29 protein-coding genes and 1 tRNA gene are annotated in these 25,924 nt (G+C 65.1%); 12 read left to right on the forward strand and 18 right to left on the reverse strand.

What is annotated here, in order from left to right:
- Positions 1-30: 30 nt before the first annotated feature.
- A complete protein-coding gene (locus N826_RS19125) occupies positions 31-1,530 on the reverse strand; it encodes a glycosyltransferase (protein WP_044431481.1) in 1,500 nt (499 codons plus the stop codon).
- 396 nt (positions 1,531-1,926) lie between these two features.
- On the opposite strand from N826_RS19125, the gene N826_RS19130 reads away from it, so the two are divergent.
- Together N826_RS19130 and N826_RS19135 are read left to right on the forward strand one after the other, a co-directional pair.
- The gene (locus N826_RS19130; protein WP_052831607.1) at positions 1,927-2,253 is read left to right on the forward strand and encodes a DUF1476 domain-containing protein; all 327 of its coding nucleotides are present in this window, start codon (positions 1,927-1,929) and stop codon (positions 2,251-2,253) included.
- A gap of 90 nt (positions 2,254-2,343) precedes the next feature.
- A complete protein-coding gene (locus tag N826_RS19135) occupies positions 2,344-3,360 on the forward strand; it encodes an amidoligase family protein (protein ID WP_063772276.1) in 1,017 nt (338 codons plus the stop codon).
- Here N826_RS19135 and N826_RS19140 read toward each other — a convergent pair.
- Entirely contained in the window at positions 3,327-4,649 is a 1,323-nt protein-coding gene (locus N826_RS19140; protein ID WP_044431482.1) for a serine hydrolase domain-containing protein, read from the reverse strand. The two genes, N826_RS19135 and N826_RS19140, sit on opposite strands and share 34 nt — an antisense overlap.
- Positions 4,650-4,917: 268 nt before the next feature.
- On the opposite strand from N826_RS19140, the gene N826_RS19145 reads away from it, so the two are divergent.
- The 5 genes from N826_RS19145 to thiL are packed head-to-tail and all read left to right on the forward strand — an operon-like array spanning position 4,918 to position 8,805.
- Entirely contained in the window at positions 4,918-5,505 is a 588-nt protein-coding gene (locus tag N826_RS19145) for a riboflavin synthase (protein WP_044431483.1), read from the forward strand.
- 2 nt (positions 5,506-5,507) lie between these two features.
- Entirely contained in the window at positions 5,508-6,680 is a 1,173-nt protein-coding gene (gene ribB, locus N826_RS19150) for a 3,4-dihydroxy-2-butanone-4-phosphate synthase (RefSeq protein ID WP_044431484.1), read from the forward strand.
- Positions 6,681-6,683: 3 nt separating this feature from the next.
- Positions 6,684-7,202, forward strand: coding sequence for a 6,7-dimethyl-8-ribityllumazine synthase (locus N826_RS19155; RefSeq protein ID WP_044431485.1), 519 nt, complete (start codon positions 6,684-6,686; stop codon positions 7,200-7,202).
- A gap of 30 nt (positions 7,203-7,232) precedes the next feature.
- A complete protein-coding gene (gene nusB, locus N826_RS19160) occupies positions 7,233-7,841 on the forward strand; it encodes a transcription antitermination factor NusB (RefSeq protein WP_084720898.1) in 609 nt (202 codons plus the stop codon).
- A complete protein-coding gene (gene thiL / locus N826_RS19165; RefSeq protein WP_044431486.1) occupies positions 7,819-8,805 on the forward strand; it encodes a thiamine-phosphate kinase in 987 nt (328 codons plus the stop codon). The genes nusB and thiL overlap by 23 nt, the downstream gene beginning before the upstream one ends.
- Before the next feature lie 102 nt (positions 8,806-8,907).
- Here thiL and argC read toward each other — a convergent pair whose 3' ends face one another.
- The 4 genes from argC to N826_RS19185 form a co-directional block, all read right to left on the reverse strand.
- On the reverse strand, positions 8,908-9,960 hold the full coding sequence (gene argC / locus N826_RS19170) for an N-acetyl-gamma-glutamyl-phosphate reductase (RefSeq protein ID WP_044431487.1): 1,053 nt from the start codon (positions 9,958-9,960) through the stop codon (positions 8,908-8,910).
- Positions 9,961-10,087: 127 nt separating this feature from the next.
- On the reverse strand, positions 10,088-10,588 hold the full coding sequence (gene rpsI / locus N826_RS19175; RefSeq protein WP_044431488.1) for a 30S ribosomal protein S9: 501 nt from the start codon (positions 10,586-10,588) through the stop codon (positions 10,088-10,090).
- 3 nt (positions 10,589-10,591) lie between these two features.
- Positions 10,592-11,056, reverse strand: coding sequence for a 50S ribosomal protein L13 (rplM, locus tag N826_RS19180; RefSeq protein WP_044431489.1), 465 nt, complete (start codon positions 11,054-11,056; stop codon positions 10,592-10,594).
- Between the two features lie 222 nt (positions 11,057-11,278).
- Positions 11,279-11,737: a PaaI family thioesterase gene (locus tag N826_RS19185; RefSeq protein ID WP_044431490.1), complete on the reverse strand. Its 459-nt coding sequence runs from the start codon at positions 11,735-11,737 to the stop codon at positions 11,279-11,281.
- Between the two features lie 136 nt (positions 11,738-11,873).
- On the opposite strand from N826_RS19185, the gene N826_RS19190 reads away from it, so the two are divergent.
- The 3 genes from N826_RS19190 to N826_RS19200 are packed head-to-tail and all read left to right on the forward strand — an operon-like array spanning position 11,874 to position 14,521.
- Positions 11,874-12,677, forward strand: a complete 804-nt coding sequence (locus tag N826_RS19190; RefSeq protein WP_044431491.1) for an enoyl-CoA hydratase — start codon at positions 11,874-11,876, stop codon at positions 12,675-12,677.
- Between the two features lie 20 nt (positions 12,678-12,697).
- Positions 12,698-13,198 (forward strand): CoA-binding protein, encoded by a 501-nt coding sequence (locus tag N826_RS43150; protein ID WP_044431706.1) that lies wholly within the window; start codon positions 12,698-12,700, stop codon positions 13,196-13,198.
- A 15-nt stretch (positions 13,199-13,213) separates the two neighbouring features.
- Positions 13,214-14,521: an O-acetylhomoserine aminocarboxypropyltransferase gene (locus tag N826_RS19200; protein WP_044431492.1), complete on the forward strand. Its 1,308-nt coding sequence runs from the start codon at positions 13,214-13,216 to the stop codon at positions 14,519-14,521.
- 13 nt (positions 14,522-14,534) lie between these two features.
- Here the strand turns inward: N826_RS19200 and N826_RS19205 are convergent, their stop codons facing one another.
- The gene (locus tag N826_RS19205; protein WP_044431493.1) at positions 14,535-15,770 is read right to left on the reverse strand and encodes an MFS transporter; all 1,236 of its coding nucleotides are present in this window, start codon (positions 15,768-15,770) and stop codon (positions 14,535-14,537) included.
- Between the two features lie 168 nt (positions 15,771-15,938).
- Between N826_RS19205 and N826_RS19210 the strand changes: the two genes are divergently transcribed.
- Positions 15,939-16,232 (forward strand): hypothetical protein, encoded by a 294-nt coding sequence (locus N826_RS19210; protein WP_044431494.1) that lies wholly within the window; start codon positions 15,939-15,941, stop codon positions 16,230-16,232.
- A 404-nt stretch (positions 16,233-16,636) separates the two neighbouring features.
- Here the strand turns inward: N826_RS19210 and N826_RS19215 are convergent.
- From N826_RS19215 to N826_RS19245, 8 genes are all read right to left on the reverse strand, one after another.
- Positions 16,637-16,710: transfer RNA gene (locus tag N826_RS19215), tRNA-Pro, on the reverse strand.
- A 128-nt stretch (positions 16,711-16,838) separates the two neighbouring features.
- Positions 16,839-17,351, reverse strand: coding sequence for a MerR family transcriptional regulator (locus N826_RS19220; RefSeq protein ID WP_044431496.1), 513 nt, complete (start codon positions 17,349-17,351; stop codon positions 16,839-16,841).
- 2 nt (positions 17,352-17,353) lie between these two features.
- Positions 17,354-17,686 carry an integration host factor subunit alpha gene (locus N826_RS19225; RefSeq protein ID WP_044431497.1) on the reverse strand — a complete coding sequence of 111 codons (333 nt, stop codon included), beginning with the start codon at positions 17,684-17,686 and terminating at the stop codon, positions 17,354-17,356.
- A 130-nt stretch (positions 17,687-17,816) separates the two neighbouring features.
- A complete protein-coding gene (locus N826_RS19230) occupies positions 17,817-18,791 on the reverse strand; it encodes a beta-ketoacyl-ACP synthase III (RefSeq protein WP_044431498.1) in 975 nt (324 codons plus the stop codon).
- On the reverse strand, positions 18,792-19,886 hold the full coding sequence (plsX, locus tag N826_RS19235; RefSeq protein ID WP_044431708.1) for a phosphate acyltransferase PlsX: 1,095 nt from the start codon (positions 19,884-19,886) through the stop codon (positions 18,792-18,794).
- A 125-nt stretch (positions 19,887-20,011) separates the two neighbouring features.
- The gene (gene rpmF, locus N826_RS41775) at positions 20,012-20,194 is read right to left on the reverse strand and encodes a 50S ribosomal protein L32 (protein WP_084720899.1); all 183 of its coding nucleotides are present in this window, start codon (positions 20,192-20,194) and stop codon (positions 20,012-20,014) included.
- 101 nt (positions 20,195-20,295) lie between these two features.
- Positions 20,296-20,844 carry a YceD family protein gene (locus N826_RS19240; RefSeq protein WP_044431500.1) on the reverse strand — a complete coding sequence of 183 codons (549 nt, stop codon included), beginning with the start codon at positions 20,842-20,844 and terminating at the stop codon, positions 20,296-20,298.
- 84 nt (positions 20,845-20,928) lie between these two features.
- Positions 20,929-21,483, reverse strand: a complete 555-nt coding sequence (locus N826_RS19245) for a ubiquinol-cytochrome C chaperone family protein (protein ID WP_044431502.1) — start codon at positions 21,481-21,483, stop codon at positions 20,929-20,931.
- Between the two features lie 235 nt (positions 21,484-21,718).
- On the opposite strand from N826_RS19245, the gene N826_RS19250 reads away from it, so the two are divergent.
- The gene (locus N826_RS19250) at positions 21,719-22,195 is read left to right on the forward strand and encodes an outer membrane protein assembly factor BamE (protein WP_044431710.1); all 477 of its coding nucleotides are present in this window, start codon (positions 21,719-21,721) and stop codon (positions 22,193-22,195) included.
- Positions 22,196-22,285: 90 nt separating this feature from the next.
- On the opposite strand, the gene N826_RS19255 is transcribed toward N826_RS19250, so the two are convergent.
- The 3 genes from N826_RS19255 to N826_RS19265 form a co-directional block, all read right to left on the reverse strand.
- Positions 22,286-24,376, reverse strand: coding sequence for a sodium-translocating pyrophosphatase (locus tag N826_RS19255; protein WP_044431503.1), 2,091 nt, complete (start codon positions 24,374-24,376; stop codon positions 22,286-22,288).
- Between the two features lie 245 nt (positions 24,377-24,621).
- Positions 24,622-25,083: a hypothetical protein gene (locus N826_RS19260; protein ID WP_044431504.1), complete on the reverse strand. Its 462-nt coding sequence runs from the start codon at positions 25,081-25,083 to the stop codon at positions 24,622-24,624.
- A 105-nt stretch (positions 25,084-25,188) separates the two neighbouring features.
- Positions 25,189-25,914: a hypothetical protein gene (locus N826_RS19265; protein ID WP_044431505.1), complete on the reverse strand. Its 726-nt coding sequence runs from the start codon at positions 25,912-25,914 to the stop codon at positions 25,189-25,191.
- Positions 25,915-25,924: the final 10 nt, after the last annotated feature.

Consider the following 25,924-nt stretch of genomic DNA (forward strand, 5'->3'; position numbering starts at 1 on the left):
GAAAAAGGCGCCCTGCGGCGCCTCTCCCATCTACATGTTAACCGGCGCTTCCGTCCGCATCACCTGCCAGCGCTCCCGCAGCAATGCGATCCCGACCACGGCCAAGCCGATGATCGTGGTGCCGAGCAGGGGGGAGTACCAGCCTTCGCGCAGGACCATCGTGAAGAACAGGCACGATCCCAGCACGATTTCCGGGATGCCGGTCGGGCCGGTCGATGCGACGCGCGGCGTCCGAACCGACGGCGCAATGCCCGTGCCGCCCATCTTCGGCGTACGGACGAAGGGCGACTGCTTGCCCATCGCCGCTTCGAACACCGCGCGGGAGTTCGACAGGATCAAACCAGACGTCAGCGTCATCGCCGCCAGGATGCTCAGCGGAATGGCGCTCCGGGGATACCGTCCCAGCGCCAGCTGACCCAGCGTCACGAAGGTCGTGGCCGAGAATACGCCCATCGCCGTCGCGATCAGTCCCAGCAGCGACAGCGCCAGCGGCTGCTGTCCGGCGTTCAGCCACAGCAGCGACAGTGACGTCGTCAGGCACAGGGCCGCCAGCGGGCAGAACAGCGACTGCCCGACCTCCAGCGTCAGCGCCAGCTTGAACAGCGGCGGCAAGTCGGAGCGCCAGACCGACGGCAGCAGCTTGCGCGCGACCTGGGCGAAACCCTTGTTCCAGCGGTGCTGCTGGGTGCGCCACGCGGCCAGCGTGGTCGGCAGCTCGCCCGCGGCCGTCACCTGCGGCAGGTAGGCAGCCCGCCAGCCCGCCAGATGGGCGCGGATCGCAAGGTCCAGGTCCTCGGTCAGCGTATCGGCCGTCCAGCCCCCGGCGTCGTCGATTGCGTCGCGCCGCCAGACGCCGCAGGTGCCGTTGAACGGCAGGATCATGCCGGTCGCGAAGCGGACCGACTGCTCGACGCCGAAATGGGCGTCCAGCATGACCGCCTGGGCGCGCGTCAGCATGTTCTGGCCGGCGTTCAGGTGCTCCCAGCGCGCCTGGACGAAAGCCAGCTCACTGTCGGCCATCAGCACCGGCACGGTGCGCTTCAGGAAATCGGCCGGCGGCACGAAGTCGGCGTCGAACACCGCGATATACGGACTGTCGTCCCGCAGCAGCCCGTTCGCCAAGGCGCCGGCCTTGAAGCCGGTGCGGTCGCGGCGGTGGATCACTTCGATATCGACGCCGGTCAGCCGCAACTCCTCGGCGAACCGCCGCGAAAGCGCTTCGGACCCGTCGGTGCTGTCGTCGAGCACCTGAATGGTCAGGCGGTCGCGCGGCCAATCCATCGCGGCAGCCTGGATCGCGCGCTCGATCAGCATTCCCTCGTTGAAGGCCGGAAGCTGCACCAGAACCCTGGGATATTCCACGATCTCCGCCGCTGTCTCCACGGCTGCCTGTGGCGGCACCGGCTTGCGCCGCGACCGGATGAAGGCGATGGACAGTCCAAGGAGATTGCAACTGAGGGCGAAGAGCATAACGAGCGATACCGAGAGCAGAAGGTACAGGACCCACTGAACGACGGTTAAGACAGGCATTCCCCAATCACCCTCTGTCATTTCCAAGAACGGCAAGCCGTCGCCATGCCGGACAACCCTGTCGTCCGGAAATCGTTCAACCGGTCATGACCGCAATGCTTCAACTACAGTGCCGCACATGAGGGTTAACAGTGGCAAGACCGTGATATTCCTGCGGCGGACGTACAATGAAGCCGGCTTGCCCGAACTTCGGGATTGACCAGACCCGGCAGTCTCCCCAGGTATTCAATATTGGGGGTCCGGGCCCCTCTGGTGGTCGCTTTCAACCAGCGCCGCGATGTCGGACCCCTCCACCTGCACGCCGTGCATTTGGAGGGATCACGACATTGCTCCTTCTGAAGGATACGGCGCAGGATTAGCCTGAAGTCGAGACCACACAGGGAAGGAAACCACCCGATGCCTGCTTCTTATGACCGATCCACCATCCCCGCCCCGGAAGCCGCCTGTCCGTTCGAAGCGACCGAAGGCTATGTCGTCGCCCGCCGGAACCTGCTGATCGGCCTGTGGGCCGGTCGCCGCCTGGGTCTTTCCGGGACCGAGCTGGAAACCTACGCCCGCGAGATCGTCGCCGCCGACCGGGACGAGCCGGGGCATGAAGACGTGCTGCGCAAGCTGCGTGCTGACTTCAAGGAAGCTGGGTGCCCGATCTCCGAGCCCGAGCTGAGCGCCCAGGTCGTCTCCTGTCACGCCGAAGCCAGCCGTCAGTGCGCTGCGACCGACTGAGCCCGCCCCTTTGATCGACTCATCCTTGATCGGCTCACCTTTTGATCGGCTCACCCTTTGACCGACCCCGTTACCGGCGCGGATTGTTTGATGTTTGACCTGCCGCCTTCGACCCGGACCGCCGACGGATTGCCGCGCCGGGTCGGGGTGGAGATCGAGTTCATGGGGCCGGGCGTCCGCGAAGCGGCAAGCGCCCTAGCCGCCGGTTTCGGCGGCATCGTGATCGAGGAAGACCCCCATGCCGCCACTGTACGCGGCACGCGGCTGGGGGATATCACGATCGAACTCGACCTTCGCCACGCCCATCCGCAACGCCACGGCCGTACCCTGCCGGTCCGGCTGGGCAGGAGGAGCGCCGCCCTGCTGGGCTTCGCCCTGGGCCGGGTAGTCCCGCGCGAACTGATTACCGCTCCGCTGCCGCTGGACCGGCTGGGCGAGGTGGACGATGTCGTCGCCGTCCTCCGCCGCGCCGGCGCCGAGGGCCGCGGCTCCGTTCGGCCCGGATCGTCTCAACTAGGCTCGCTGGGATTGCACTTCAACGTCGATGTCCAGGACGTGTCGGCCGGGAACATCCTGGCGCATCTCCGCGCCTTCATGCTGCTGGACCCCTGGCTGCGCGCCGCCAGTTTCTCCTCCCGCAGCGAGCGGTTGGCGGCCCCGCCCGATTTCTCCAGCGACTACACCCGCAAGGTATTGTCGCCCGATTATCGCCCGGACCTAGCCGGCTTCACCGACGATTATCTGGCGGCCAATCCGTCGCGGGACCGCGCGCTGGACCTGCTGCCGCTGCTGCTCCACCTGGACGCCCGGCGCGTCCGGAGCGTTCTGCCGCGCGAGAAGATCTCCGCCCGCGCGGTCTTCCACTACCGGCTGCCCCAAGCCCATGTCGGCGACGCCGGATGGAGCATCGCCGCCGACTGGAACCGCTGGGTCGCGGTCGAACGGCTTGCCGCCGACCCCGAACGGCTGGCGGAGCTGAGCCGCGCATGGCTTCTGTTCAAGGGGGAGGCGGACACCTGGATCGCCCGCCCCTCAACTTCGCATCAGATAGCTCCGCACCAGATAACTCAGGTTCAGTCAGCCGTCTTGGAATCCACGACCGCCTGATAGACGAGCTGCTTGATCAGCTTGCGGTAATAGGGGCGGCTCGGTCCTGGCGCCTGTGTCATCATGACGGCGGTGATATCCTCCACCGGGTCGATCCAGAAGAAGGTCCCGGCGTAGCCCGCCCACATGAACTCGCCCTTCGATCCGGGAACGCCCGCGATCCCGGCCTCCGGACGGACCATGAAGCCGAGGCCGAAGGTGTAGCCCGGCGTGCCCAGCAACTGCTCGCCGGGGCTGACGACCGGTTGGATGCGGGTGCCCAGGTGATCCGACGCCATCAGCTTGACCGTCGTCGGGCTGAGGATGCGGACACCGTCCAGCTCGCCGCCGTTCAGCAGCATCTGGGTGAAGCGCAGGTAATCGGCGGCGGTAGAAACCGCTCCGGCCCCGCCAGAATCGTTCGCCGGCACCTGCGACACGTCGATCAGCCGGTTGTCGGCCCCGGTGGCCGGGTCCTTCGCCAGCGGCTCGGCCAGCCGCGCCAGTTCCGCCTGAGGCACCGAGAAGCCGGTATCCTTCATCTTCAGCGGATCGAACACCCGCTTCTTGAGGAAATCGGCCAGCCGCATCCCCGACGCCTTTTCCACGACCCGGCCCAGCACGTCGCTCGCCAAGCTGTATTCCCAGCGGGTGCCCGGCTGGTGGATCAGCGGTACTTGCGCTATCGCCTTGACCTCCTCTTCCGGCGTCAGGTTCCGGGCGTCGTAGTCCCGCTCGCCGGGCTTGTAGAGGCCGGCCTTGGCATAGCCGTCGCGGACGACGACGTTCTGGGTGATCTCGCCATATCCCAATCCCGCCGTGTGCCGCAGCAGGTCCTGCACCGTGACGGGCCGCTCGGCCGGCACGGTCGAGTAGGTCACCTTGCCGTAGGGATCGAGCTGCGGCACGCTGACCTGAAGCTTGGCGAACTCCGGCAGGTATTTGGAAACCGGATCCGGCAATTGCAGCCGGCCTTCCTCCATCAGGATCATGGCGGCCACCGAGACCAGCGGCTTGGTCATGGAATAGATGCGGAAGATCGAATCCTCGGCCAGGGGCGCATTGGCATCCTTGTCGCGGAACCCGATGGTCTTCGTGTAGGCGAGCTGGCCGTCCCGGGCGACCATGATGACGGCGCCGGGCAGCTTGCCGCCGTCGATCTCGCGGCTGAAGGCCTGCTCGATCCGTTCCAGCCGTTCGGCCGACAACCCGACCTTGCCGGGCTCGGCGCGGGGCAGGGCCTGTGCCCATGCCGCCGTGGCCGTGCATAACGCTATAATGAATACGCTGGAGGCGGTGATCCGCTTCATTCCTCGGTTTCCTCCCCAATTTTCTTATGACTGCATCCGATCGCGGGCGCAGCCACTCAAGGTAGCGCCGTTGTGGAAGGGAGGAAAGCGTTTGGAACGTATGGTCGTCATGGCGAAAGCGGGACGATATCCCGCATGATCGGCAATTGACTGCCGTCCCGCCGGGTGCCATGTCATCAACCCATGGAGCCGCCTCCCTGACGGGGGATCGCCCCTGCGGCTAAGCGTTGCGTGGCCGGACACTGTCGAACCTGCTAGGCTTGTGCCCATGTTCACCGGAATCATCACAGATGTGGGGACCGTCGTCGCCGTGGATCGGCGCGGCGATACCCTGTTCACCATCGCCACCGCCTTCGATATGGATACCGTGGATATCGGCGCCTCGATCGCGTGCAGCGGCTGCTGCCTCACCGTGATCGAGAAGGAAGCCGACCGCTTCACGATCTCCGCCTCCGGCGAAACGCTGTCCAAGACGACGCTCGGCACCTGGGGCGAGAATACCGAGATCAACCTGGAACGTGCCCTGAAGATGGGCGACGAACTGGGCGGCCACATCGTTTCCGGCCATGTCGACGGCGTTGCCGACGTCATCTCCGTCACGTCGGAAGGCGACAGCTGGCGCTACGTGTTCGAGGTCCCGGCCCCTCTGGCGCGGTTCGTCGCCTCCAAGGGCTCCGTCGCATTGGACGGCGTCTCGCTGACGGTGAACGAGGTGGAGGGACGGCGCTTCGGCGTAAACATCATCCCGCACACCCGCACGCACACGACGTTCCGGACCCTCAAGCCGGACGATAAGGTCAACTTCGAAGTGGACATGCTGGCCCGCTACGTGGCGCGTCTGGCGGAAAGCATCTGATTATGCAGACGGTCAAGAAATCCGAACTCGTCGCCGGTTTGAGCGATCCTTCCGATCAGGCCTATCTCTCCACGATCGAGGAAATTCTCGAGGAGGCCCGCCAGGGCCGCATGTTCGTCCTGATCGACGACGAGGACCGCGAGAACGAGGGCGATCTGGTCATCCCCGCCCAGTGCGCGACACCCGACACGATCAACTTCATGGCGCGCTTTGGGCGCGGCCTGATCTGCCTCGCCATGACTGGCGAGCGGATCGAGCAGCTTCGCCTGCCGCTGATGTCCAAGCAGAACGCATCGCGCCACCAGACCGCGTTCACCGTCTCGATCGAAGCGCGCGAAGGCGTCACGACCGGCATCTCCGCCGCCGACCGCGCCCGCACCATCCAGGTCGCGATCGATCCCGAGATGGGCGCCGACGACATCGCGACCCCCGGCCACGTCTTCCCACTGGTAGCGCGCGACGGCGGCGTCCTGGTCCGCGCCGGCCATACCGAAGCGGCGGTCGATCTGGCCCGCATGGCGGGGATGAACCCGGCCGGCGTGATCTGCGAGATCATGAACGACGACGGCACCATGGCCCGGCTGCCGGATCTGGTGAAATTCGCCCAGTTCCACGGCCTCAAGATCGGCACCATCGCCGACTTGATCGCCTATCGCCGCCGGACCGAGACGATCATCCAGCGCACGCTGGAAACCGTACTGGACAGCCAGTACGGCGGCGAATTCCGCATGATGATCTACGTCAACAAGGTCGAATACGCCGAGCACATCGCCCTGGTGAAGGGCGACATCACGACGCCGGAGCCGGTGCTGGTCCGCATGCACGCGCTCAACGTCCTGGACGATGTCCTGCACGACCGCTCCTGCGGCCGTGGCGGCGACCTCCAGGCGGCGATGCGCGAGATCGGCGAGGAGGGCAGGGGCATCGTGGTCCTGATCCGCGAACCGCAGCCGACCAGCCTGTCCAGCCGCGTCAAGGCTCAGCTCGAAGGGACCGCCAATCCTCAAGCCGAGTTGCGGGATTATGGCGTGGGCGCCCAGATCCTGTTCGACCTGGGTGTGCGCGAGATGATACTCCTGTCCAACCACAAGAAGAACATCATCGGCCTGGACGGCTACGGTCTTTCCGTCGTCGGCACCCGGTCCATCAATCCCGCCATTTCCGGAGCCGACTGAGGCATGTCCGCCGTCACCGATACCGCAACCGACGCCGTAATTCGCATCACGGGTCCCCATATCCTGATCGTCGAAGCCCGCTTCTACGAGGACATCGCGGACGAACTGGTCCGGGGCGCCATCATCGAGCTTGAGAAAGCCGGCGCCACCTATGACCGGATCGCCGTCCCCGGCGCCTTCGAGATCCCCGCCGCGATCAACTTCGCCCTCACGGCGGCGGAAGGCGGCGGCGCCGCCAACGACGAAAGCGCCGCCCCCCGCTACGACGGCTATGTCGCCCTGGGCTGCGTCATCCGGGGCGAGACGACCCACTACGACTATGTCTGCATCGAAAGCGCACGTGGATTGCAGGATATCGCCTTGCGCCACAACGCCGCTATCGGCTACGGCATCCTGACTGTCGAAAACGACGATCAGGCCTGGGCGCGTGCCAAGGTGGATCAAAAGAACAAGGGCGGTGCCGTGGCATCGGCCTGTCTTGACATGATCCGGTTGAAGCGCCACTTCGGCCTGACATCCTGAAATCAGACATATGCAGTTTTGAAAAGCACCATGGCACAGTCAGACGACGCGCGTGACAATGCCGCTTCGGGGGCTTCCCCCAAGCGCGGCCAGACCGGTTCGGGCGGCGGATCTGGCGGCAAGTCGGGTTCCCGGCGTACCGGCGGGGGCTCGGCCAAGGCACGTCGCAAGGCGGCTCGTTTGGCGGCGGTGCAAGCTCTCTATCAGGTCGATCTCAGCGGCACCAATACCGAAACGGTCGTGGGCGAGTTCATCAAGCACCGGCTGGGTCATGAAGTGGACGGCGACACCTATGTCGCCGCCGACCCGCAGCTCTTCTCCGACATCCTGCGCGGCGCCAGCGCCCGTCAGGCTGAGCTGGACACCATGCTGACCTCCTGCCTGGACGCCACCTGGCCGGTTGACCGGCTGGAGCGGCTGACGCGGGCAATCTTGCGGGCGGGAGCCTTCGAGCTTCTGGTCAACGTGGAAACCCATCCCCGCATCGTCATCAGCGAATACGTTGACGTGGCCCACGCCTTCTTCGCCGGCCGTGAGCCTGCGATGGTCAACGGCGTGCTCGACAAGCTGGCCCGTGCCATCCGCGCTGAAGATCTGGCATCTCCGGACCCGTCGCGTGCTCCAGCCGCCGGGCGCTGACAGCGCCGGCGAATTCGGCCGGATCGACCGCTACCTGAAGCCGCTGGCGGCGGGATTTCCCGGTGCGCTCGGTCTGACCGACGACGCCGCCGTGTTCGGCATCCCGCCCGACCGGGAACTGGTGATAACCACCGACGCCCTGGTCGCCGGCGTCCACTTCCTCCCCGACGATCCCCCCGCCGACATCGCCGCAAAGCTGCTGCGGGTCAACCTTTCCGACCTCGCCGCCATGGCGGCCGAGCCGCTGGCCTATTCCCTGGTCACCAGCCTGCCGACCGACATCGGCGACGGTTGGCTAGCCGCCTTTGCCGCCGGTCTGGCGGAGGACCAGAAGCGTTACGGCATCCACCTGATGGGCGGCGACTCGGTATCGACTCCCGGCCCCGTGACCCTGTCGGTAACCGCCTTCGGCCTCGTGCCCAGGGGGCAGGCGCTCCGCCGTGGCACGGCGGGCGCGGGCGACTTGGTTTTCGTCAGCGGCACCATCGGTGACGCCGTCCTCGGCCTCCGCGTCCTCCAGGGCAAGCTGAACGCCGCCGATCCCGACCCGTTGATCGAGCGCTACCGCCGCCCGCAGCCCAGACTGTCCCTGGTGCCGACGCTGCGCCGCTTCGCGACGGCTGGCCTCGACGTCTCCGATGGTCTGGTCGCCGATCTGGCGCATCTCTGCGAAGTCTCAGGTTACGCTGCAACGATCAACGCCGACCGCGTGCCCCTGTCCACCGCTACCCGCGCCGCAGTCACCGCAGACCCGACCCTGCTCGCCACCGCCCTGACCGGCGGCGACGACTACGAGATCGTCTTTACGGTAAAGCCCGAAGACCGCGAAGCACTGCTCGCCTCCGGTGCTGACGTGACCGAGATCGGCCGCCTGTCCCCGGACGGTGCCACCGGCACCGTCACGGTGCTGGACGGTACCGGCGCAGCAATGCCCCTGACCGCCCGAGGTTGGACCCACTTTTGAAAGCTCCCGAACAAGTGTTGGGCCACGGCCCAACCTACGAAGCAGATCTCGTAGGTTGGGCCGTGGCCCAACAAGCACGTTACAGAGCACCCACGCCCCGCCTTACGGGAACATCGGCGCCTGCTCCAGCCCCATCGTCTCGATCAGGCCGTTCATCACGTTGAAGTTCTGGATCGCCTGACCCGAGGCGCCCTTCACCAGGTTATCCAGCACCGACAGCACGATGGCCCGCCCCGGCAGCCGGTCCTTGAAGACCGAGATGTGGACCTGATTGGACCCGCGCACATGCTTGGTGTGCGGCACCACGCCCGCCGGAAGCACCTGCACGAACGGTTCGTTCTCGAACCGTGCCGCCAGGGCGGCCCGCAGGTCGTCCGGCCCGTTCTTGCCGGCCAGTTTGACGTAGGTCGTGATGAACTCGCCCCGGTTCATCGGGATCAGGTGCGGCGTGAACGCCATCGTCACCGGCACCCCTGCGGCGATGCTCAGCTCCTGCTCCATCTCCGGCATGTGGCGGTGATGGCCGACGCCGTAGGCGTGCATGCCCTCCGACACTTCGCAGAACAGGTTCGCCTGCTTGGCGTCGCGACCGGCGCCGCTGACGCCCGACTTGGCGTCCACGATGATGTCGTCGGTCTGGATCAGCCCGTCCAGGACCAGCGGCAGCAGCGGAATCAACGTCGCGGTCGGGTAGCAGCCGGGATTGGCGACCAGCCGCGCGCTCCGCACGCCCTGACGGTTGAACTCCGTCAGGCCGTAGACTGCCTCGCGCTGAAGCTCGACGGCGGCGTGTTCATGGCCGTACCACTGGGCATAGCTGGCCGGATCGGACAGACGGAAGTCGGCGGACAGGTCCACGATCTTGACCGTGTGGGGCAGCGCCCGGATGATTTCCTGTGTCGTGCCGTGGGGCAGGCCGCAGAAGACGAAGTCGATTTCCGACCAGTCCACCTGCTCGATCTTCACCAGATTGGGCAGGTTCAGGTATGCCAGATGCGGGAAGACCTCGGCCAGCGGCTTGCCGGCCTGACGCTCGGCCGTCAGGACGCGGACATCGGCGGCCGGGTGGCGGGCAAGCATGCGGACCAGTTCGGCGCCGGTGTAACCACTGGCTCCCAGGATGGCGATCCGGATCTGATCGACCGATTCGGGCATCTGACTAACTCCCATAGGCGAAGGGCAGGGGACGAAGCTTGAAGCTGCGGATGCAAAAACGAACAGGGCGCCCCGGATCGGGACGCCCTGCCGCAGTATAACCAGAAATGCGGTGTGTTGGTGCCGATCAGCGCTTCGAGAACTGGAAGCTGCGACGGGCCTTCGCACGGCCGTACTTCTTACGCTCGACGACGCGGGCGTCGCGCGTCAGGAAGCCGGCTGCCTTCAGCGGCGGACGCAGGCCCGGCTCGTAGTAGGTCAGGGCCTTGGAGATGCCGTGACGGACAGCACCGGCCTGACCGGACAGACCGCCGCCGGCGACCGTCGCCATCACGTCGTACTGGTCGATGCGGGCGGCGATCTCGAACGGCTGGTTCAGCAGCATGCGCAGAACCGGACGGGCGAAGTAGACGCCGATGTCGCGGCCGTTGACGGTGACCTTGCCGGAACCCGGCTTGATCCAGACGCGGGCGACCGCGTTCTTCCGCTTGCCGGTGGCATAGGCGCGGCCCTGGGCGTCGATCTTCGGCTCGGGTGCGGCCTGCTCGGAAACGACGGCGGTGGCGGTCGAAGAAGAACCGCCGGTCAGGTTCTTAAGATCGGCGAGAGTGGTGGTAACCTGCGCCATGATTTACGAGATCCTCTTGTTCTTCGGGTTCAGGGCGCCGACGTCCAGAACTTCCGGCTGCTGGGCTTCATGCGGATGGACGGCACCGCCGTAAACCTTCAGGTTGCCCATCTGCTTGCGGCCGAGCGGACCACGAGGAACCATGCGCTCGACGGCCTTGATGACCACGCGCTCCGGGTACTTGCCATCCAGGATCTGACCCTTGGAACGGCCCTTGATGCCGCCGGGATAGCCGGTGTGCCAGTAGAAGATATCGTCATTGCGCTTGTTGCCCGTCAGACGGACCTTCTGGGCATTGATCACGATGATGTTGTCGCCGCAATCGACATGCGGCGTATAAAAGGGCTTGTGCTTGCCGCGCAAGATATTGGCGATGATGCTCGCCATGCGGCCGAGGACGAGGCCTTCCGCGTCGATGATGAACCACTTCTTCTCGACTTCGGACGGCTTCAGGGACAGGGTCTGCATTGCCACTCTCTCATGAAATACCGGATGCGGCACGAGAGCGGGACTCCCTTGCCGAAGTTGGCCGGTGTTGTAGGGTGCGCACACCCCGAGAGTCAACGGAAAAGCGCTTGAAGCACAGTGATTTAGGTGTGCGGTATTATAATACCGCTTCGTTTAACCCCTTGCGCCAGAATGATTTTTTCCTCTGAAGCGTCGGAGCGGTACCCAAATACCGTGTCATCCTCACGCCAGCATCGTCACCGGCGGCCGGTCCGGCGGTATGCTGTAAGTCCCCGTGACATGGGCCACCGGCTCGTCCTCGCCCTCCGAATAGAGCAGCACGTCGCCATAGGCCAGCCGCTTGCCCAGCTTCAGGATTCGCGCCTCGGCGATCACGCCGAACTGGCCGGGCTTGCGCAGGAAGTTGATGGTCATGCTGGTCGTCACCGCCAGTTCGACCCGTCCGATCAGGCTCAGCACCGCGCCGTACAATGCCACGTCGGCCAGCCCGAACAGGGCAGGGCCGGTCACGGTGCCGCCTGGACGGACGAAGTCCGTGCGGTACGGCATGCGCAGGCGTATCGTTCCGGCTCCGACGCTTTCCACTGTGACGCCGTAGCTGCCGACCAGCGGCACGCCTTCCCGGATCAGCGTTTCAAGCTCGGCCGCCGCGATGGCGGAGGTATCGTCGCTATGGCTCATGCTTTCCGCCCCATGTTTTCTGGCCCAATGTTTTATGACTTCACTTTAAACCATCATTGAAACCGATTGGCGCATGGTTTCTGATGCCCCAAATCGCCACATCGGCAAAGACCATAAAAACCGGGAGAACGCCGCCATGACCGCACAGACCGCCACCCCAGCCGGAGAACCGATCCTGCTGCGCGAGGTCGCCGACGGCGTCGCCACGCTGACCCTCAACCGCCCGTCGGCCCGCAACGCCCTCTCGATGGAGCTGATGACCCTTCTGACGGAGGAGCTTGAGGACATCGGCCAGGACAGGAGCATCCGCGTCGTCGTGCTGGCAGGATCCGGCCCGGCGTTCTGCGCCGGCCACGATCTCAAGGAGATCCGCGCCAACCCTGGCAGGGAGATCTATCAGGCGCTGTTCCAGCAATGCTCCAAGCTGATGCTGACGATCACCAGGCTGCCCCAGCCGGTGATCGCCAAGGTCCACGGCATCGCGACGGCGGCCGGCTGCCAGCTCGTCGCCACCTGCGACCTCGCCATTGCGGCGGACACCACCCGCTTCGCCACACCCGGCGTCAATATCGGCCTGTTCTGCTCGACCCCGATGGTGGCCCTGACGCGTGCCGTCGGCCGCAAGCACGCGATGGAGATGCTGTTGACCGGCGACATGATCGGCAGCGGCGACGCCGTCATGTTCGGCCTGATCAACCAGACCGTTCCGGAAGCGGAACTGGACGCCACCGTCCAGCAACTGGCCGCCCAGATCGCCTCTAAGTCGCCGCTGACGCTGGCGATCGGCAAGGAAGCCTTCTATCAGCAGATCGACATGCCCCTGGAGCAAGCCTACGCCTATGCCAGCGACGTCATGGCCAGCAACATGCTGGCCCGCGACGCGGAGGAAGGCATCGATGCCTTCCTGGGCAAGCGCCACCCCGTATGGGAAGGCCGCTGAGGCGGCAACAGGCGGAAATCATGCAGCACGACACCTACGGCGACAGCTACCTGTCCGACATCCTCGCCTCCGTGAAGACGATTGCCATGGTCGGCGCCAGCACCAACTGGAACCGGCCCAGCTATTTCGTCATGAAGTACCTGCAATCCAAGGGCTTCCGCGTCATCCCGGTCAATCCCGGCGTCGCCGGCGAGCAATTGCTAGGCGAAACCGTGTACGCGCGGCTGGAGGACATCCCCGACCCCGTCGATATGGTCGATGTCTTCCGCAACGCGGAGGCCGCCGGCCCGGTCACCGACAGCGCCATCGCGATCAACGCCCGCATCGTCTGGATGCAGATCGGCGTCCGCAACGACGAGGCGGCGGCCAGGGCGGAAGCAGCTGGCCTGAAGGTCGTCATGAACCGCTGCCCCAAGATCGAATACATGCGCCTGCACGGTGAGATCGGTTGGAACGGCATCAATTCCAACGTCATCACCAACCGCAAGCGGCCGGTCAAAGCCGTCAAGAAACTGATGTAAGGGGACCACAACGCCATGACCGACCAGCCAAATGAACAGCGGACCTTTGGGTTTGAAACGCGCGCCGTCCATGCCGGCGCCGCACCCGATCCCGCCACCGGCGCCCGCGCCACGCCGATCTACCAGACCACCAGCTACGTTTTCGACGACGTCGAGGACGCGGCGGCGCTGTTCAACCTACAGAAGATGGGCTTCATCTACTCCCGTCTGACCAACCCGACCGTTTCGGTACTGGAAGAACGCATCGCCAGCCTGGAAGGCGGGCGCGGCGCCACCGCGACCTCGTCCGGTCACGCGGCCCAGATGCTGACCTTCTTCGCGCTGATGTCGCCGGGGGAAGAATTCCTGTCGTCGCGCAAGCTCTATGGCGGCTCGCTCAACCAGTTCGCCAACAGCTTCCCCCGCGCCTTCGGCTGGAAGGCGATCTTCGTCGATGGCGAGGATGCCGACAGCTATCGCAGGGCGTTGACGCCCAAGACCAAGGCGATCTTCATCGAAAGCCTCGCCAACCCCGGCGGCGTCGTTTCCGACATCGCCGCGATAGCGGAAGTGGCGCGGGAAGCGAACATCCCCCTCATCGTCGACAACACGATGGCGACCCCGTACCTGTGCCGCCCGATCGAGCACGGCGCCACGCTGGTCGTCCATTCCACCACCAAGTTCCTGTCGGGACACGGCAACTCGGTCGGCGGCGTCGTTGTCGACAGCGGCAAGTTCGACTGGACCGCAGCCGGCAAGTATCCGGCCCTGAGCGATCCGGAGCCTGGCTACCACGGCCTCCGCTTCCACGAGACTTTCGGCGATCTGGCCTTCACGATCCATGCCCACGCCATCGGCCTGCGCGACCTGGGGCCGAACCAGCAGCCGATGAACGCCTTCCTGACCATCACCGGCATCGAAACGCTGGCGCTCCGCATGGAACGCCACTGCGCCAACGCCTTGAAAGTCGCGGAATTCCTGCAAGGCCATCCCGCCGTCGCCTGGGTCAACTATGCCGGCCTGCCGGATAGCCCCTATAACGCGCTGTCCCGCAAATACATGCCCAAGGGCGCAGGGTCGGTCTTCACCTTCGGCCTCAAGGGCGGCTTCGACGCCGGCGTCGCGATGGTCGAAGGCGTCGAACTGTTCAGCCACCTCGCCAATATCGGCGACACCCGCTCGCTGATCATCCACCCGGCCTCGACCACCCACCGCCAGCTTTCCGAGGAAGGGCTGAAGGCGTCTGGGGCCACGCCGGACGTCATCCGCCTCTCGATCGGGATCGAGAGCGCCGAAGACATCATCGCCGACCTGGATCAGGCCCTGAAGAAAGCAGTCCGGTAGAAAGCCGCTTCGGTCACTCGGCCCCGACAGCGGGGGCTACCATCGGCGACGCCATCACCGGCGTCGCCGGTACCGCTGCCGGCTCTTCCTTCGGCAGCAGCAGCGCCGCCAGGAAGGCGGTCGCGGCGAACCCGCCCAGCATCAGGAACAGCCAATAGAAATCGGTGCTCCAGCCATAGGCCAGCGCCACCAGTTGCACGCCCAGGGGAGCAACGCCGAACGACAGGATGAACTTGGAGCCGAACGCCAGCCCCTGGTGCCGGGCAGGGGTATAGCGGGCCAGCAGCAGGTTCTCCGACGGTATCTGAAGGCTCTGCGTGAACACCATCAGGGCCGCGACCACCAGCAGCGGGAAGCCCGAGAAGCTGGATGCGATCAGCAGCAGAGGGATCTGGATCAACAGGCAGAAGACATAGACCCGCTTCAGCGGGTAGCGGTCCGACAGCATGCCGCCGACGAACTGCGAGCCGCTGGCGAACAGGTATACCAGCGTCACCAGTCCGCCTACCCCCAGCGTGCCGTCGCCCACCAGCCCGGTCATCCGCTCGCCGAACCATTTGGGCATCGCGGTCACGGTAGCCTGGAAGATCAGCCCGGCGCAGACCATCGTCACCGACAGCACGACGAAGGCGCGGATCGCGTCGCTCCGGTTGGTCCCGACCTGCGGCCTCAGGTCACGCGGCCGGTCGGTGACCACGCCCGTGGCGATCAGGCCCAGCAGCACCAATCCGGTACCGAAACAAACCGCTCCCGGAACGATGAAGGCCGCCCGCCAGTTTACCAGTTCGGTAAGGCCGCCGGCGATCAAGGCGGCGCTGGCGATCCCTAAGCTGCCGAAGATTCCCATGACGCCGAGCGCACGTCCCCGATTGACCGCGTTCTTGATCGTCCACGACATGCCGACCGGATGGTAGATCGATGCACCCAGACCCAGCACGGCCAGTCCGACCGCCAAGCCCGTCGTTCCGCCGGCCAGCCCCGACAGTACGGCGCCCGTACCCGTCAGCAGGAAGAACACGACCATCATCTTGGCATCGCTCCAGCGGTCGCCCAGCCAGCCGGCCAGCGGCGCTCCGACACCGATCATCAGGGACCCGATGGTCCACAGCCGGATCAGCTCGTCGTAACCGATCGCCCAGTCCCGCTCCAGCCCCAGGACGACCGTGAGATACAGGGCCGACAGCACATGCATGAAGGCATGGCCGATGCACGAGAACCCCAGGGACAGGCGCGTGGACGCGGGAGACATACTGGAACCTTTCAAAAGAGGCTCGCGAAACGTCGCACAAGGGTGTTGGCGCGGGCAAGTTGCAGAGGGCGCATGGCACATATGCGCGACTTGTTGGATTGACACGCCCGCTGACGTAAGATGCCGCAACCGTCAAATCACCTGCCACCCTTCTGCCCGGACCTCTCCATGACCGCCTCTCCTGAAACCTGTGCCGTGCCGGAAGACCGGTACCTGCACTGGCTGCGCCGTGGCCTGAGCCAACCCGGTGGCAAGCTCCCCCTGTTCGACGAGGAGGGGCAGCGGATCGACCGCGAGATCGTCAAGGCCTGTATCGCCGCCGGATGGGCCGAGCGCTGGTTCAAGAACCCGCTGAAACCCGACTGGGTCGTCTGCCGCATCACCGATGCCGGACGCGCCGTCCTGACACCGCACTTTGAAGACGCAAAAATATCTCAGCGTGGCGATACGTCGCAGCCTTGACATAACTCGGCATTCAATGCATAACTGACTTCCGGTTAAGACGGGTCCGGGTTTAGGGAGGAACATCCGAAAAGGATGGTCGCGGTCAACGAGCCGCAAGAAGTTGCCAGTCACAACGAACGGCCCCTCATTTTGAGGGGCCGTTCGTGTTTCTACGACTCGTCATGTTGCAGTGCGTTTTTTTCTTGTACCAACAGCCGAAGACACTGACCGGCGCTCCGGAAGTGTTGGGCCACGGCCCAACCTACGAAGCAGGAACCCGTAGGTTGGGCCGTGGCCCAACAAGCACATCCCCATCAATCGATGTCTTTCGCTAGCGGTACACTTCTCCGTCCCGCAAAAGCAAAAGGCCGGAAACGCCATTGGCGTTTCCGGCCTTTTGCAATTTCAGTTTCCTGAAAATATCGGGCAGGCGGGATTCGAACCCACGACCCCCAGTCCCCCAGACTGATGCGCTACCAGGCTGCGCTACTGCCCGCAAGACCACCGTGCCGGTTCGCACCGGCTTTGGCGTGGCGGGGACTATAGCGGCGGGACTGACCCTCCGCAATCACCCCGATGAAATTATTTGCTCTTTCCGCTTACCGAGCACTCAGCCCGGACCGCTCAGGGCCGTCCGCTCCGCAGCATGTCCCGCAAGGCGATCAACTCCATCAGCACCGCCTCGATATCGCCGCGCTGGGCCGCGGTCATGCCGTCGTGATGCTCGTCGTGGTCGCCAAGGTCGTCGTCGTGCTCCAGATCATGAGCTTCGTCGCCATCGCCCTCAGCTTCGCCATGACCCGGCAACGCCGACTCATCCGGCAGGGACGCACCTTCGTCCGCTCCACCGGCAGTGCCGCCGCGGGCCTCGCGCAGCAGGCGCTGCACGCCCTTGATCGTATAGCCTTCCTTGTACAGCAGGCTCTGGATACGGCGCAGCAGTTCGACGTCCTCGGGACGGTAATAGCGCCGCCCGCCGCCGCGCTTGAGCGGGCGGATCTGCGGGAATTTGGTTTCCCAGAAGCGCAGCACATGCTGCGGCACGTCGAGTTCGGCCGACACTTCGCTGATCGTGCGGAAGGCTGTCGCCGACTTCACCATGCTGCGGGGCCGCGGGTCCGGGGTGGGAGCGGTCATCGTCACGAGGCAACTTCAATATGCGGCGGATCGAGTTCGGCGAGTGTCTGGTTGATGCGGGCCTTGAGCACATGGCTCGCCCGGAACACCAGCACCCGCCTCGGCATGATCGGCACTTCCTCACCGGTCTTGGGATTGCGCCCGACGCGCTCTCCCTTCTGCCGGACCGAGAAACTGCCGAAGGAGGATATCTTCACCATCTCCCCGCGCGCTAGCGCGTCGGAGATTTCATTCAATACGGTTTCCACCAAGTCGGCGGATTCGTTGCGCGACAAGCCGACTTCCTGGTACACGGCCTCGCTCAACTGAGCGCGGGTGACGGTCTCCTGACTCATGGCGTATTCCCTTTCGCCAGTGGCCCGCAAGGCGCCGGACCTGCCGCCGAAACCGTAATCCCGCGGAAGAAATGCGTCAATTACAAAGAGTTGGCAGACATCGTTGAGCGTGTGGGAGACCTCCACAGCCTTACATGCGGACCAGTGCCGAACCCCAGGTGAAACCGCCGCCCATGGCTTCCAGCAGCACCAGATCACCCCGTTTGATACGGCCGTCATGGACCGCTTCGGCCAATGCCAGCGGGATCGATGCCGCCGAGGTGTTGCCGTGATGATCCACCGTCATGACCACCTTGTCGGTCGACAGCTTCAGCTTCCGCGCCGTGCCCTCGATGATCCGCTTATTGGCCTGATGGGGCACCAGCCAGTCGATGTCGGCGGCCGTCAGGTTGTTGGCCTCCAGCGCCTCGACCACCACTTCGCTCAGCCGGGTCACGGCATGGCGGAAGACTTCCTGGCCGACCATCCGGACATGGCCTGTGCTTTGCGTCGCCGACGGCCCGCCGTCGACCCACAGCAGCTCGTAGTGCCGTCCGTCGGAATGCAGGTGGGTGGACAGGATGCCATGATCGGCGCTGGTTCCTTCGCCCTCTTCCGCCTGGAGGACCACGGCGCCGGCGCCGTCGCCGAACAGCACGCAGGTCGTCCGGTCTTCCCAGTCCAGGATGCGGGAGAAGGTCTCCGCCCCGATCACCAGCGCGGTCTTGGCCTGACCCAGCCGGATGAAGTTGTCGGCCACCGACAGCGCGAAGATGAAGCCAGAGCAGACCGCCTGAAGGTCGAAGGCGACGCCATGGGTGATGCCGAGTTCGGCCTGCACCCTGGTAGCGGTCGCCGGGAAGGTATGGTCTGGAGTCGTGGTCGCCAGGATGATCAGATCGACCTGATCCGCCGCGATCCCGGCATGGTCCAGCGCCTTCCGCGCGGCGGCCAGCGCCAGATCGGACGTCTTCTCGGTCGGCGCCGCCAAGTGGCGGGACCGGATGCCGGTACGCTGCGTGATCCAATCATCCGACGTATCGACCCGCTGGGCGAGGTCCTGATTGGTTACAACGTTCTGCGGCAGGTACGATCCGCAGCCTGTTATCCTGGAACGTCGAACCATTTATACGGCCGCTGCTTTCGGGTCTGGGAGGGGTGAATCGGGAGACGAGGAGTCCACGATCGCGGATGCCGCGGCGATCGCGCTGTTGATGCGCGCCACCTCGACCTTGATCGTTTCGTTGAAGCCCCGGGTGACCATGTCGACCGCGACGCAGACGGCGTTGGCGAAGCCGTCGGCATCGGTGCCGCCGTGGCTCTTCACGCAGACGCCCTGAAGCCCCAGGAACATCGCGCCGTTGTAGCGTCGCGGGTCCATCCGTTTCCGGAGCTTGGTGAAGGCGTTGCGGGCCAGCAGGTACCCGATCTTGGCGAGGATGGACGAGCTGAAGGTCCGGCGCAGCAGCTCGGCGTAGAGCTTAGCGGTGCCTTCCGCCGTCTTGAGGGCGACGTTGCCGGTAAAGCCGTCGGTGACGATCACGTCGACCACGCCGGCGGGGATGTCGTTGCCCTCGATGAAGCCGTGGAACTTGCCGGGCAGGGGAGTGATCCGGAGCTGGGCCGCCGCCTGTTTGATCGACTCGTGCCCCTTGATCTCTTCGGCGCCGATGTTCAGCAGACCGACCGTCGGCTCCATCAGGCCCAGCACGGTCTTCGCGAAGACCGACCCCATGACCGCGAACTCGACGAGGTTCCTGCTGTCGCACTCGATGTTGGCGCCCAGGTCCAGCATGACGCTTTCGCCGCGCATCGTCGGGAAAAACGACGCTATCGCCGGCCGGTCGATGCCCGGCAGCGTTTTCAGGACGAACTTGGCCATAGCCATCAGGGCGCCGGTGTTTCCGGCGGATACCACACAGGCAGCCTTGCCCTGCGCCACCGCATCGATGGCCAGCCGCATGCTGGAAGTGCGGCCACTGCGCAAAGCCACAGCCGGCTTCGCATCGTTGCTGATGGCGTCCGGCGTATGATGAATCGTGGAGATCCGCTCAAGATCGGGCAGGTTCGCGAGCAGCGGCCTTATCCGCTGTTCGTCGCCGAAGAACAGATAGTCGATCTCCGGGCAACGCAACCGAGCCATGTCGGCACCCGCGACAACCATTTCCGGCGCATGATCTCCGCCCATGGCATCAAGGGCGATCGTCAAACGCGCACTCACCGCATCCGAACTCCGTAGGCCGCCTGCCGCCTTGCCGCCAACCGGCATGTTTGCCGGTGGCCCATCACCTGATAAACCGCCACCTGATGAAACGTCACCCAATGACCTGGAATCCTGCGGATCGGTCACGCGGTAACGGTTTCAACCACCTCACGGCCGTCGTACTGGCCGCACGAACCGCAGACATGGTGCGGGCGCTTCAGTTCGCCGCAGTTCGGGCATTCGGCATAGGATGAGGCGGTCAGGGCATGGTGAGAACGCCGCATGTCGCGCCGCGACTTCGAGGTTTTCTTTTTAGGAACAGCCATTGTCAGGACTCTCTATTATAAAAGGCGGCCCGAAGGAGCCGCCTCATGCGAACCGCTTCATTACAGAAAACGCCCCATCGGGGCAAGAGTGAAGCGCGAATTTAATCAGGCCGCTTAAGCTTGGCAAGGGCGAGGAACGGATTGGGCCGTTCGGCCGGAGCCTCCTCGTCATCCTCGATATGGTCTTCGAAACCGATGCCGGGGCAGCGCGGATAGGGGTCCAGAGCCAGCGACAGGTGCTGGGTCGCAAGCTCGCCCAGGTCGATCCGGTTGTCGACCAGCGGCTCCGGCGGGTCCTCCGCCTCCGCGTCGATCTCGACTTCCTGCGCGGCCGCCGGGATCAGGTGGGCCGGTGCGAAGATCGTCTCGAACTCCTCCGCGACATGGGCCGGCACGGGGTCCAGCGTCACGACGCAGGTCTGGACAACGTCGGCCTCCAGCCTGCCGGAAACGCGGATCATCTTGCCGCCGCGGATGCGGCGCAGGTGAATGACGGTGCTGAAGTTTTCCAGCGATTGCAAGTCCAGACGCTGGGCCAGCCTGGCGCATTCCTCCGGCTTCGCCTTGATCGTCTGCACCGTCTCGTCGGTCCCGACCTTGTCGGCAAGGATGGTCCGGGAGAATTCCGGTGCGATCTCGTGGTCGGTCATGGACGTCTCCCTGTTCCTGAATTCCGCGTTCCTGAAATTCCGCTGCCCCGAGCTGCGCCGATGCCGGAAAGGCGGGGCGTCACCCTATGGCAGGGGGCCTATAGCAGGCGGCGGGCCGAATTGCACATGTCCGGCGACCAGCCGGTCGAGCGGCTGGGCGGCCAGCGATTCGACCTCGCGCCGCATATAGGCCGTTACGGCTTCGAAACAGCGCTCGGGCACTTCCATCACGGTGCCGTAAAGGTTGCGATCAAGTGCCGCATGCATGACGGCGTCGCTGGGATCGTTCAGGCCCTTCTCGTACGACACGATACGCCCGTAAAGCCCCTTGGCCATCTTCTTGATGTGCTTCGGCACGCTCAGGTCGCCGATCCCGATCTCGCGAAGGCTCCGGTCCATGTCGGCGATCAGGGTGTCGAACAGCTGCTGGGACACGGCCTCGGCTTCGGTCCCTCGCGTCTTCAGGCGGTGCATCACTAGAAAAGCGTGCATCGCGATCATTTCGAACCGCCCGTCGATCGTGTCGGGCACGTCCAGGTCCGAATAGAATTCGGGACGGCGCGCCTGGGCCACGATGGCTTCGTACAGGTCCAGAGCCTGAGCCTCGTGGCGATTGCGCTGGAACAGGCGGTTCAGCAAAGCTCGATCTCCATGGTCCTGAAGTGATGCCGGAATGATCCCGAAGGAATCCCGAATTGGGCCGGAAGCGATTCCGGAAAGTTGACAGGACGGCGCGACGGGTGCAATTGTCCTACCCGAAATGGGTGCCGCCCAGGTCGTCGTCAATCCGCCCGGTCCCGCACAAGAGCCGGGAGGCAGGCAGACGGCGCCGGATAATGCCGGGGCGGCGGCGGATGGACAATACCGGGCAATCATGGTCAGACCAACACTTCGTCACGTCTTCGCTGCCGGCTTCATGGGCCTTGCGCTGGCCGCCTGCTCGCCCTCGGTGGACACGCGGGGCAATCTGGCCGACAAGGATCGCCTCCAGCAGATCCAGCCGGGCGTCAGCACCCGCGACGATGTCGCGGCGGTGCTGGGAACGCCGTCCACGATGGGCACCTTCGATCCCAACACCTGGTATTACATCGGCGCCCGGACGGAGAAAACAGCGTTCTTCCGGCCCGATACGGTCGAGCGCAAGATCGTCGTCGTCAAGTTCGACGAGGCCGGGACCGTCGCCGACGTCCACCAGCTGGACCAGAACGCCGGCCAGGAAGTCGAACTGGTCGAACGCACGACCCCGACCGCCGGTCGCGACCTGAACTTCATCGAACAGATGCTCGGCAACGTCGGGCGCTTCTCCGGCGGCAACGGCGGCTTCCGCCAGCCGGGCGTGCCACGGCGCTAGATCGCCGGCCGGCGGTTCACCCTCGGCCGCTCACCCAACGAAAAAGCCCCGGAACCTCGCGGTTCCGGGGCTTTTTCACGTCCCTTCCCGTTATCCCGCCAGCTTCGCCAGGATGGCCAGCAGCAGGATCGCGACGATGTTCGTGATCTTGATCATCGGGTTGACCGCCGGGCCGGCCGTGTCCTTGTACGGATCGCCGACGGTGTCGCCGGTCACGGCCGCCTTGTGGGCTTCCGATCCCTTGCCGCCGTAATTGCCTTCCTCGATGTACTTCTTGGCGTTGTCCCAGGCGCCGCCGCCCGACGTCATCGAGATCGCGACGAAGATGCCGGTGACGATGGTGCCCAGCAGCATGGCGCCGAGTGCCGTGAAGGCCGCCGCCTGCCCCGCGATCAGGTTGATGACGAAGTACAGCACGATCGGGGCCGCGACCGGCAGCAGCGACGGCAGGATCATCTCGCGGATGGCCGCACGGGTCAGCATGTCGACCGCCTTGCCGTAGTCGGGCTTGGCCGTCCCTTCCATGATGCCCTTGATCTCGCGGAACTGGCGCCGGACCTCGACCACGACCGATCCCGCCGCCCGGCCGACGGCGGTCATGCCCATGGCGCCGAACAGGTAGGGCAGCAGTCCACCGATCAGCAATCCCACAACGACATAAGGGTCCTGAAGGTTGAACGTCACCTCCACGTTGGGGAAGTAGTGCTTCAGGTCCTCGATATAGGCCGCGAACAGCACCAGCGCCGCCAGACCGGCGGAGCCGATGGCATAGCCCTTGGTGACCGCCTTGGTCGTATTGCCCACGGCGTCCAGCGCGTCGGTGACGACGCGGGTTTCCTTGGGCAGGTCGGCCATCTCCGCGATGCCGCCGGCGTTGTCGGTCACCGGGCCGTAGGCGTCGAGCGCCACGACCATGCCGGCCAGCGCCAGCATCGTGGTCGCCGCGATGGCGATGCCGAACAGGCCGGCCAGCGTGTGGGCGATGATGATGCCGGCGCAGATCACCAGGGCCGGCAAGGCGGTCGCCTCCATCGAGATCGCCAGCCCCTGGATCACGTTGGTGCCGTGGCCCGTCTCCGACGACTTGGCGATGCTGCGGACCGGCCGGAACGAGGTGGAGGTGTAATATTCCGTGATCCAGACCAGCAGTCCGGTGACGCCAAGGCCGACCAGCGCGCAGCCGAACAGCTTGAAGCCGGTGACGGCGCCGCCCTCGACCCGCTCCAGCGGCGTGTTGAAGCCCAGCAGGATCGCGGTTGCCAGGAAGATCAGCACGGCGGAGATCGCCGCCGTGACCGCCAGCCCCTTGTAGAGCGCGCCCATGATGTTGTTGGACGGCCCCAGCTTGACGAAGAAGGTGCCGGCGACCGAGCCGATGATGCAGACCGCGCCGATCACCAGCGGATAGATCATCAGCCGGGCCTGGGTATCGCCCACAAAGAAAATCGCCGCCAGCAACATGGTGGCGACGATGGTGACTGCGTAGGTCTCGAAGAGGTCGGCGGCCATGCCGGCGCAGTCGCCGACATTGTCGCCGACATTGTCGGCAATGACCGCGGGGTTCCTGGGATCGTCCTCCGGGATGCCCGCCTCGACCTTGCCGACGAGGTCGGCTCCGACATCGGCGCCCTTGGTGAAGATGCCGCCGCCCAGCCGCGCGAAGATGGAGATCAGCGAAGCCCCGAAGCTGAGCGCCACCAGCGCTTCCAGGATGCCGCGGATCGGAACCCCCGACATCAGCAGCACGCCGTAATAGATCGTGACGCCCAGGATGCCCAGGCCGACCACCAGCATGCCGGTGATGGCGCCCGACTTGAACGCGATGTCCAGCGCCGGCGCCAGGCCCCCGCGCGCCGCTTCCGCCGTGCGGACATTGGCGCGCACCGACACGTTCATCCCGATATAGCCGGCGATGCCGGACAGGACGGAGCCGATCACGAAGCCGATCGCCACGTGCATGCCCAGGATGTAGCCGAGGATCGCACACAGCACGATGCCGACCAGGGCAATGGTCGTGTACTGGCGGTTGAGATAGGCCTGCGCGCCTTCCTGGATGGCGCCTGAAATTTCCTGCATCCGGGCGGACCCGGCACTGGCGGCGAGCACTTGCCGGCCGGCATAGACGCCGTAGGCAAGGGCGGCTAGGCCGCATAGGACGACGAAGACGAAGGCAACTGACATCGATCCCCCCAGATTCCCGTCAAAGAACTTTTGTCCCGCGCAATCATCCCAATGTTTCAAAGGAGTTGCGGGCAATTAGTTATTGCGGAAAGCATGCAGGAGGGACGCGGACAAAGCAACTGCGCTGCTCCAGAGGCATCGGAAGATCACGCTAAACAGGCGGAACTCCGCCATCCGATGTCTTCATGGTCGAAATGCTTACTAATCTAAGTGAAGCGACTCGAGAAATTGTCCGGAAGAAAGCGCTACATCGGACGCTGGTTGACGACCTGGATCAGCGCGTCGCGGACCATGTCCTTTCCCAGCACCTTGGATGCCGCATCCCGCAGCTTCGACTTTACCTGCGCCACGTCCAGCACCCCGCCGCTCATCACCTTGCCGGATGCGATGGCGCCGTAGATCGTGGTCAGGAAAGCGTCGGTCAGGCGAGGGGCCTGGGCACGGACCGCCTCCGCCGTGGCCATGTCGGTCAGTTCCAGCGCCACCATCAGGGTGACGAACTGGTCGATCCGCTCGGCGCCCAGCACGGGCACGGTCAGCGGTCCGATATTGACGAAGACCGGCGGTCCCGGCGGCGGGGGAGGGGGCGGCTCCTCGACCTTTTCCTCGTGGTGCTCGCCTTGGTTGGCGAACAGGAACCAGCCCGCGCCGAATCCGCCGCCGCCGAAGATCAGCGCGACCAGCACCAGGACCAGGATCTTTACCAACACCGCCTCCGTATGCGCACCAGTCCGCAACTGGTACGCCGGCAGCCCTTAAGGCCCACTTAACCCGGTATATCCGTTAACGAAAACCAAGTTCGGGAAAGCCCGTCAGGGGAAGGGGCAGCGCTCGTCCGTCACTTCCACGAAGGACCGGGCACCCGCCGTGACGGTGAACTGGTGCTCGATCCCGGCGGACACGACGGTATGGTGCAGCGGCAGGGTGCCCTTGGCCTCGGTCTGGCGTCCGCCGGCCTCGGTAAAGCGGATCGTGACAAGCCCCTTGGGGTCGAACCAGCCTTCGACGTTGCCGGTCGGGCTCCGGGCCGGCGTTCCTTCGCCGCTGACCGTGATCGCGCCGCTGGCGAAGCCGACCGTGGAGTTCGGCCCCTTGTAGACGGGAGTCGGCAGGATGAACCGCTTGTTCTCCGGCTTCTCGCAGGCGCGGGGCGTCTTGATCTGGCTGAGCACGAAGACCAGCCGTTTCGCCTCGACCCCCGCGGCCAGCCGCTCCCGCGCCAGTTCGGTCAGCCGGGCCAAGTCGCCGGTCGGCAGTTCCCGCGCCAGCCGGGCCTCCAACTCCGACACCTTCGTCTCCGCGTTCTGGGCGGCGGCGCGCAGGCCCGCCACCGAACGGCTGAGTTCGGCATTGGCCTGACCGAGTTGGGCATTCTCCGCCAGCAGCCCGGTCTCGCGGCCCTTCACCTGTTCCACGCCCATCTGGTACGCGAACAGGCCGATCGCGAGCAGTACGCCCAAGATGAGGAGGAACTTGACCGTACTTCCCCAAAACCGACGCCGCCGACGCCGTTCGTAGTCATGCAGACCGAGCGTCATGCCGGTTCCC

The sequence above is a fragment of the Skermanella aerolata KACC 11604 genome, assembly GCF_000936425.1.
Taxonomy (GTDB): Bacteria; Pseudomonadota; Alphaproteobacteria; order Azospirillales; family Azospirillaceae; genus Skermanella; species Skermanella aerolata.

Excerpts from the sequence above, each read along its gene's own strand:
- N826_RS19265 (WP_044431505.1), bottom strand. The coding sequence starts at position 25,914 with ATGACGCTCGGTCTGCATGACTACGAACGGCGTCGGCGGCGTCGGTTT.
- rplM (WP_044431489.1), bottom strand. The coding sequence starts at position 11,056 with ATGCAGACCCTGTCCCTGAAGCCGTCCGAAGTCGAGAAGAAGTGGTTC.
- argC (WP_044431487.1), bottom strand. The coding sequence starts at position 9,960 with ATGCCCGAATCGGTCGATCAGATCCGGATCGCCATCCTGGGAGCCAGT.
- N826_RS19155 (WP_044431485.1), top strand. The coding sequence starts at position 6,684 with ATGTCCGCCGTCACCGATACCGCAACCGACGCCGTAATTCGCATCACG.
- N826_RS19200 (WP_044431492.1), top strand. The coding sequence starts at position 13,214 with ATGACCGACCAGCCAAATGAACAGCGGACCTTTGGGTTTGAAACGCGC.
- nusB (WP_084720898.1), top strand. The coding sequence starts at position 7,233 with ATGGCACAGTCAGACGACGCGCGTGACAATGCCGCTTCGGGGGCTTCC.
- N826_RS19190 (WP_044431491.1), top strand. The coding sequence starts at position 11,874 with ATGACCGCACAGACCGCCACCCCAGCCGGAGAACCGATCCTGCTGCGC.
- N826_RS19140 (WP_044431482.1), bottom strand. The coding sequence starts at position 4,649 with ATGAAGCGGATCACCGCCTCCAGCGTATTCATTATAGCGTTATGCACG.
- N826_RS19220 (WP_044431496.1), bottom strand. The coding sequence starts at position 17,351 with ATGACCGCTCCCACCCCGGACCCGCGGCCCCGCAGCATGGTGAAGTCG.
- N826_RS19225 (WP_044431497.1), bottom strand. The coding sequence starts at position 17,686 with ATGAGTCAGGAGACCGTCACCCGCGCTCAGTTGAGCGAGGCCGTGTAC.
- N826_RS19185 (WP_044431490.1), bottom strand. The coding sequence starts at position 11,737 with ATGAGCCATAGCGACGATACCTCCGCCATCGCGGCGGCCGAGCTTGAA.
- N826_RS19205 (WP_044431493.1), bottom strand. The coding sequence starts at position 15,770 with ATGTCTCCCGCGTCCACGCGCCTGTCCCTGGGGTTCTCGTGCATCGGC.
- N826_RS19250 (WP_044431710.1), top strand. The coding sequence starts at position 21,719 with ATGGTCAGACCAACACTTCGTCACGTCTTCGCTGCCGGCTTCATGGGC.
- N826_RS19240 (WP_044431500.1), bottom strand. The coding sequence starts at position 20,844 with ATGACCGACCACGAGATCGCACCGGAATTCTCCCGGACCATCCTTGCC.
- ribB (WP_044431484.1), top strand. The coding sequence starts at position 5,508 with ATGCAGACGGTCAAGAAATCCGAACTCGTCGCCGGTTTGAGCGATCCT.
- rpmF (WP_084720899.1), bottom strand. The coding sequence starts at position 20,194 with ATGGCTGTTCCTAAAAAGAAAACCTCGAAGTCGCGGCGCGACATGCGG.
- N826_RS19230 (WP_044431498.1), bottom strand. The coding sequence starts at position 18,791 with ATGGTTCGACGTTCCAGGATAACAGGCTGCGGATCGTACCTGCCGCAG.
- N826_RS19255 (WP_044431503.1), bottom strand. The coding sequence starts at position 24,376 with ATGTCAGTTGCCTTCGTCTTCGTCGTCCTATGCGGCCTAGCCGCCCTT.
- N826_RS19145 (WP_044431483.1), top strand. The coding sequence starts at position 4,918 with ATGTTCACCGGAATCATCACAGATGTGGGGACCGTCGTCGCCGTGGAT.
- N826_RS19125 (WP_044431481.1), bottom strand. The coding sequence starts at position 1,530 with ATGCCTGTCTTAACCGTCGTTCAGTGGGTCCTGTACCTTCTGCTCTCG.
- N826_RS19130 (WP_052831607.1), top strand. The coding sequence starts at position 1,927 with ATGCCTGCTTCTTATGACCGATCCACCATCCCCGCCCCGGAAGCCGCC.
- N826_RS19210 (WP_044431494.1), top strand. The coding sequence starts at position 15,939 with ATGACCGCCTCTCCTGAAACCTGTGCCGTGCCGGAAGACCGGTACCTG.
- rpsI (WP_044431488.1), bottom strand. The coding sequence starts at position 10,588 with ATGGCGCAGGTTACCACCACTCTCGCCGATCTTAAGAACCTGACCGGC.
- N826_RS43150 (WP_044431706.1), top strand. The coding sequence starts at position 12,698 with ATGCAGCACGACACCTACGGCGACAGCTACCTGTCCGACATCCTCGCC.
- N826_RS19135 (WP_063772276.1), top strand. The coding sequence starts at position 2,344 with ATGTTTGACCTGCCGCCTTCGACCCGGACCGCCGACGGATTGCCGCGC.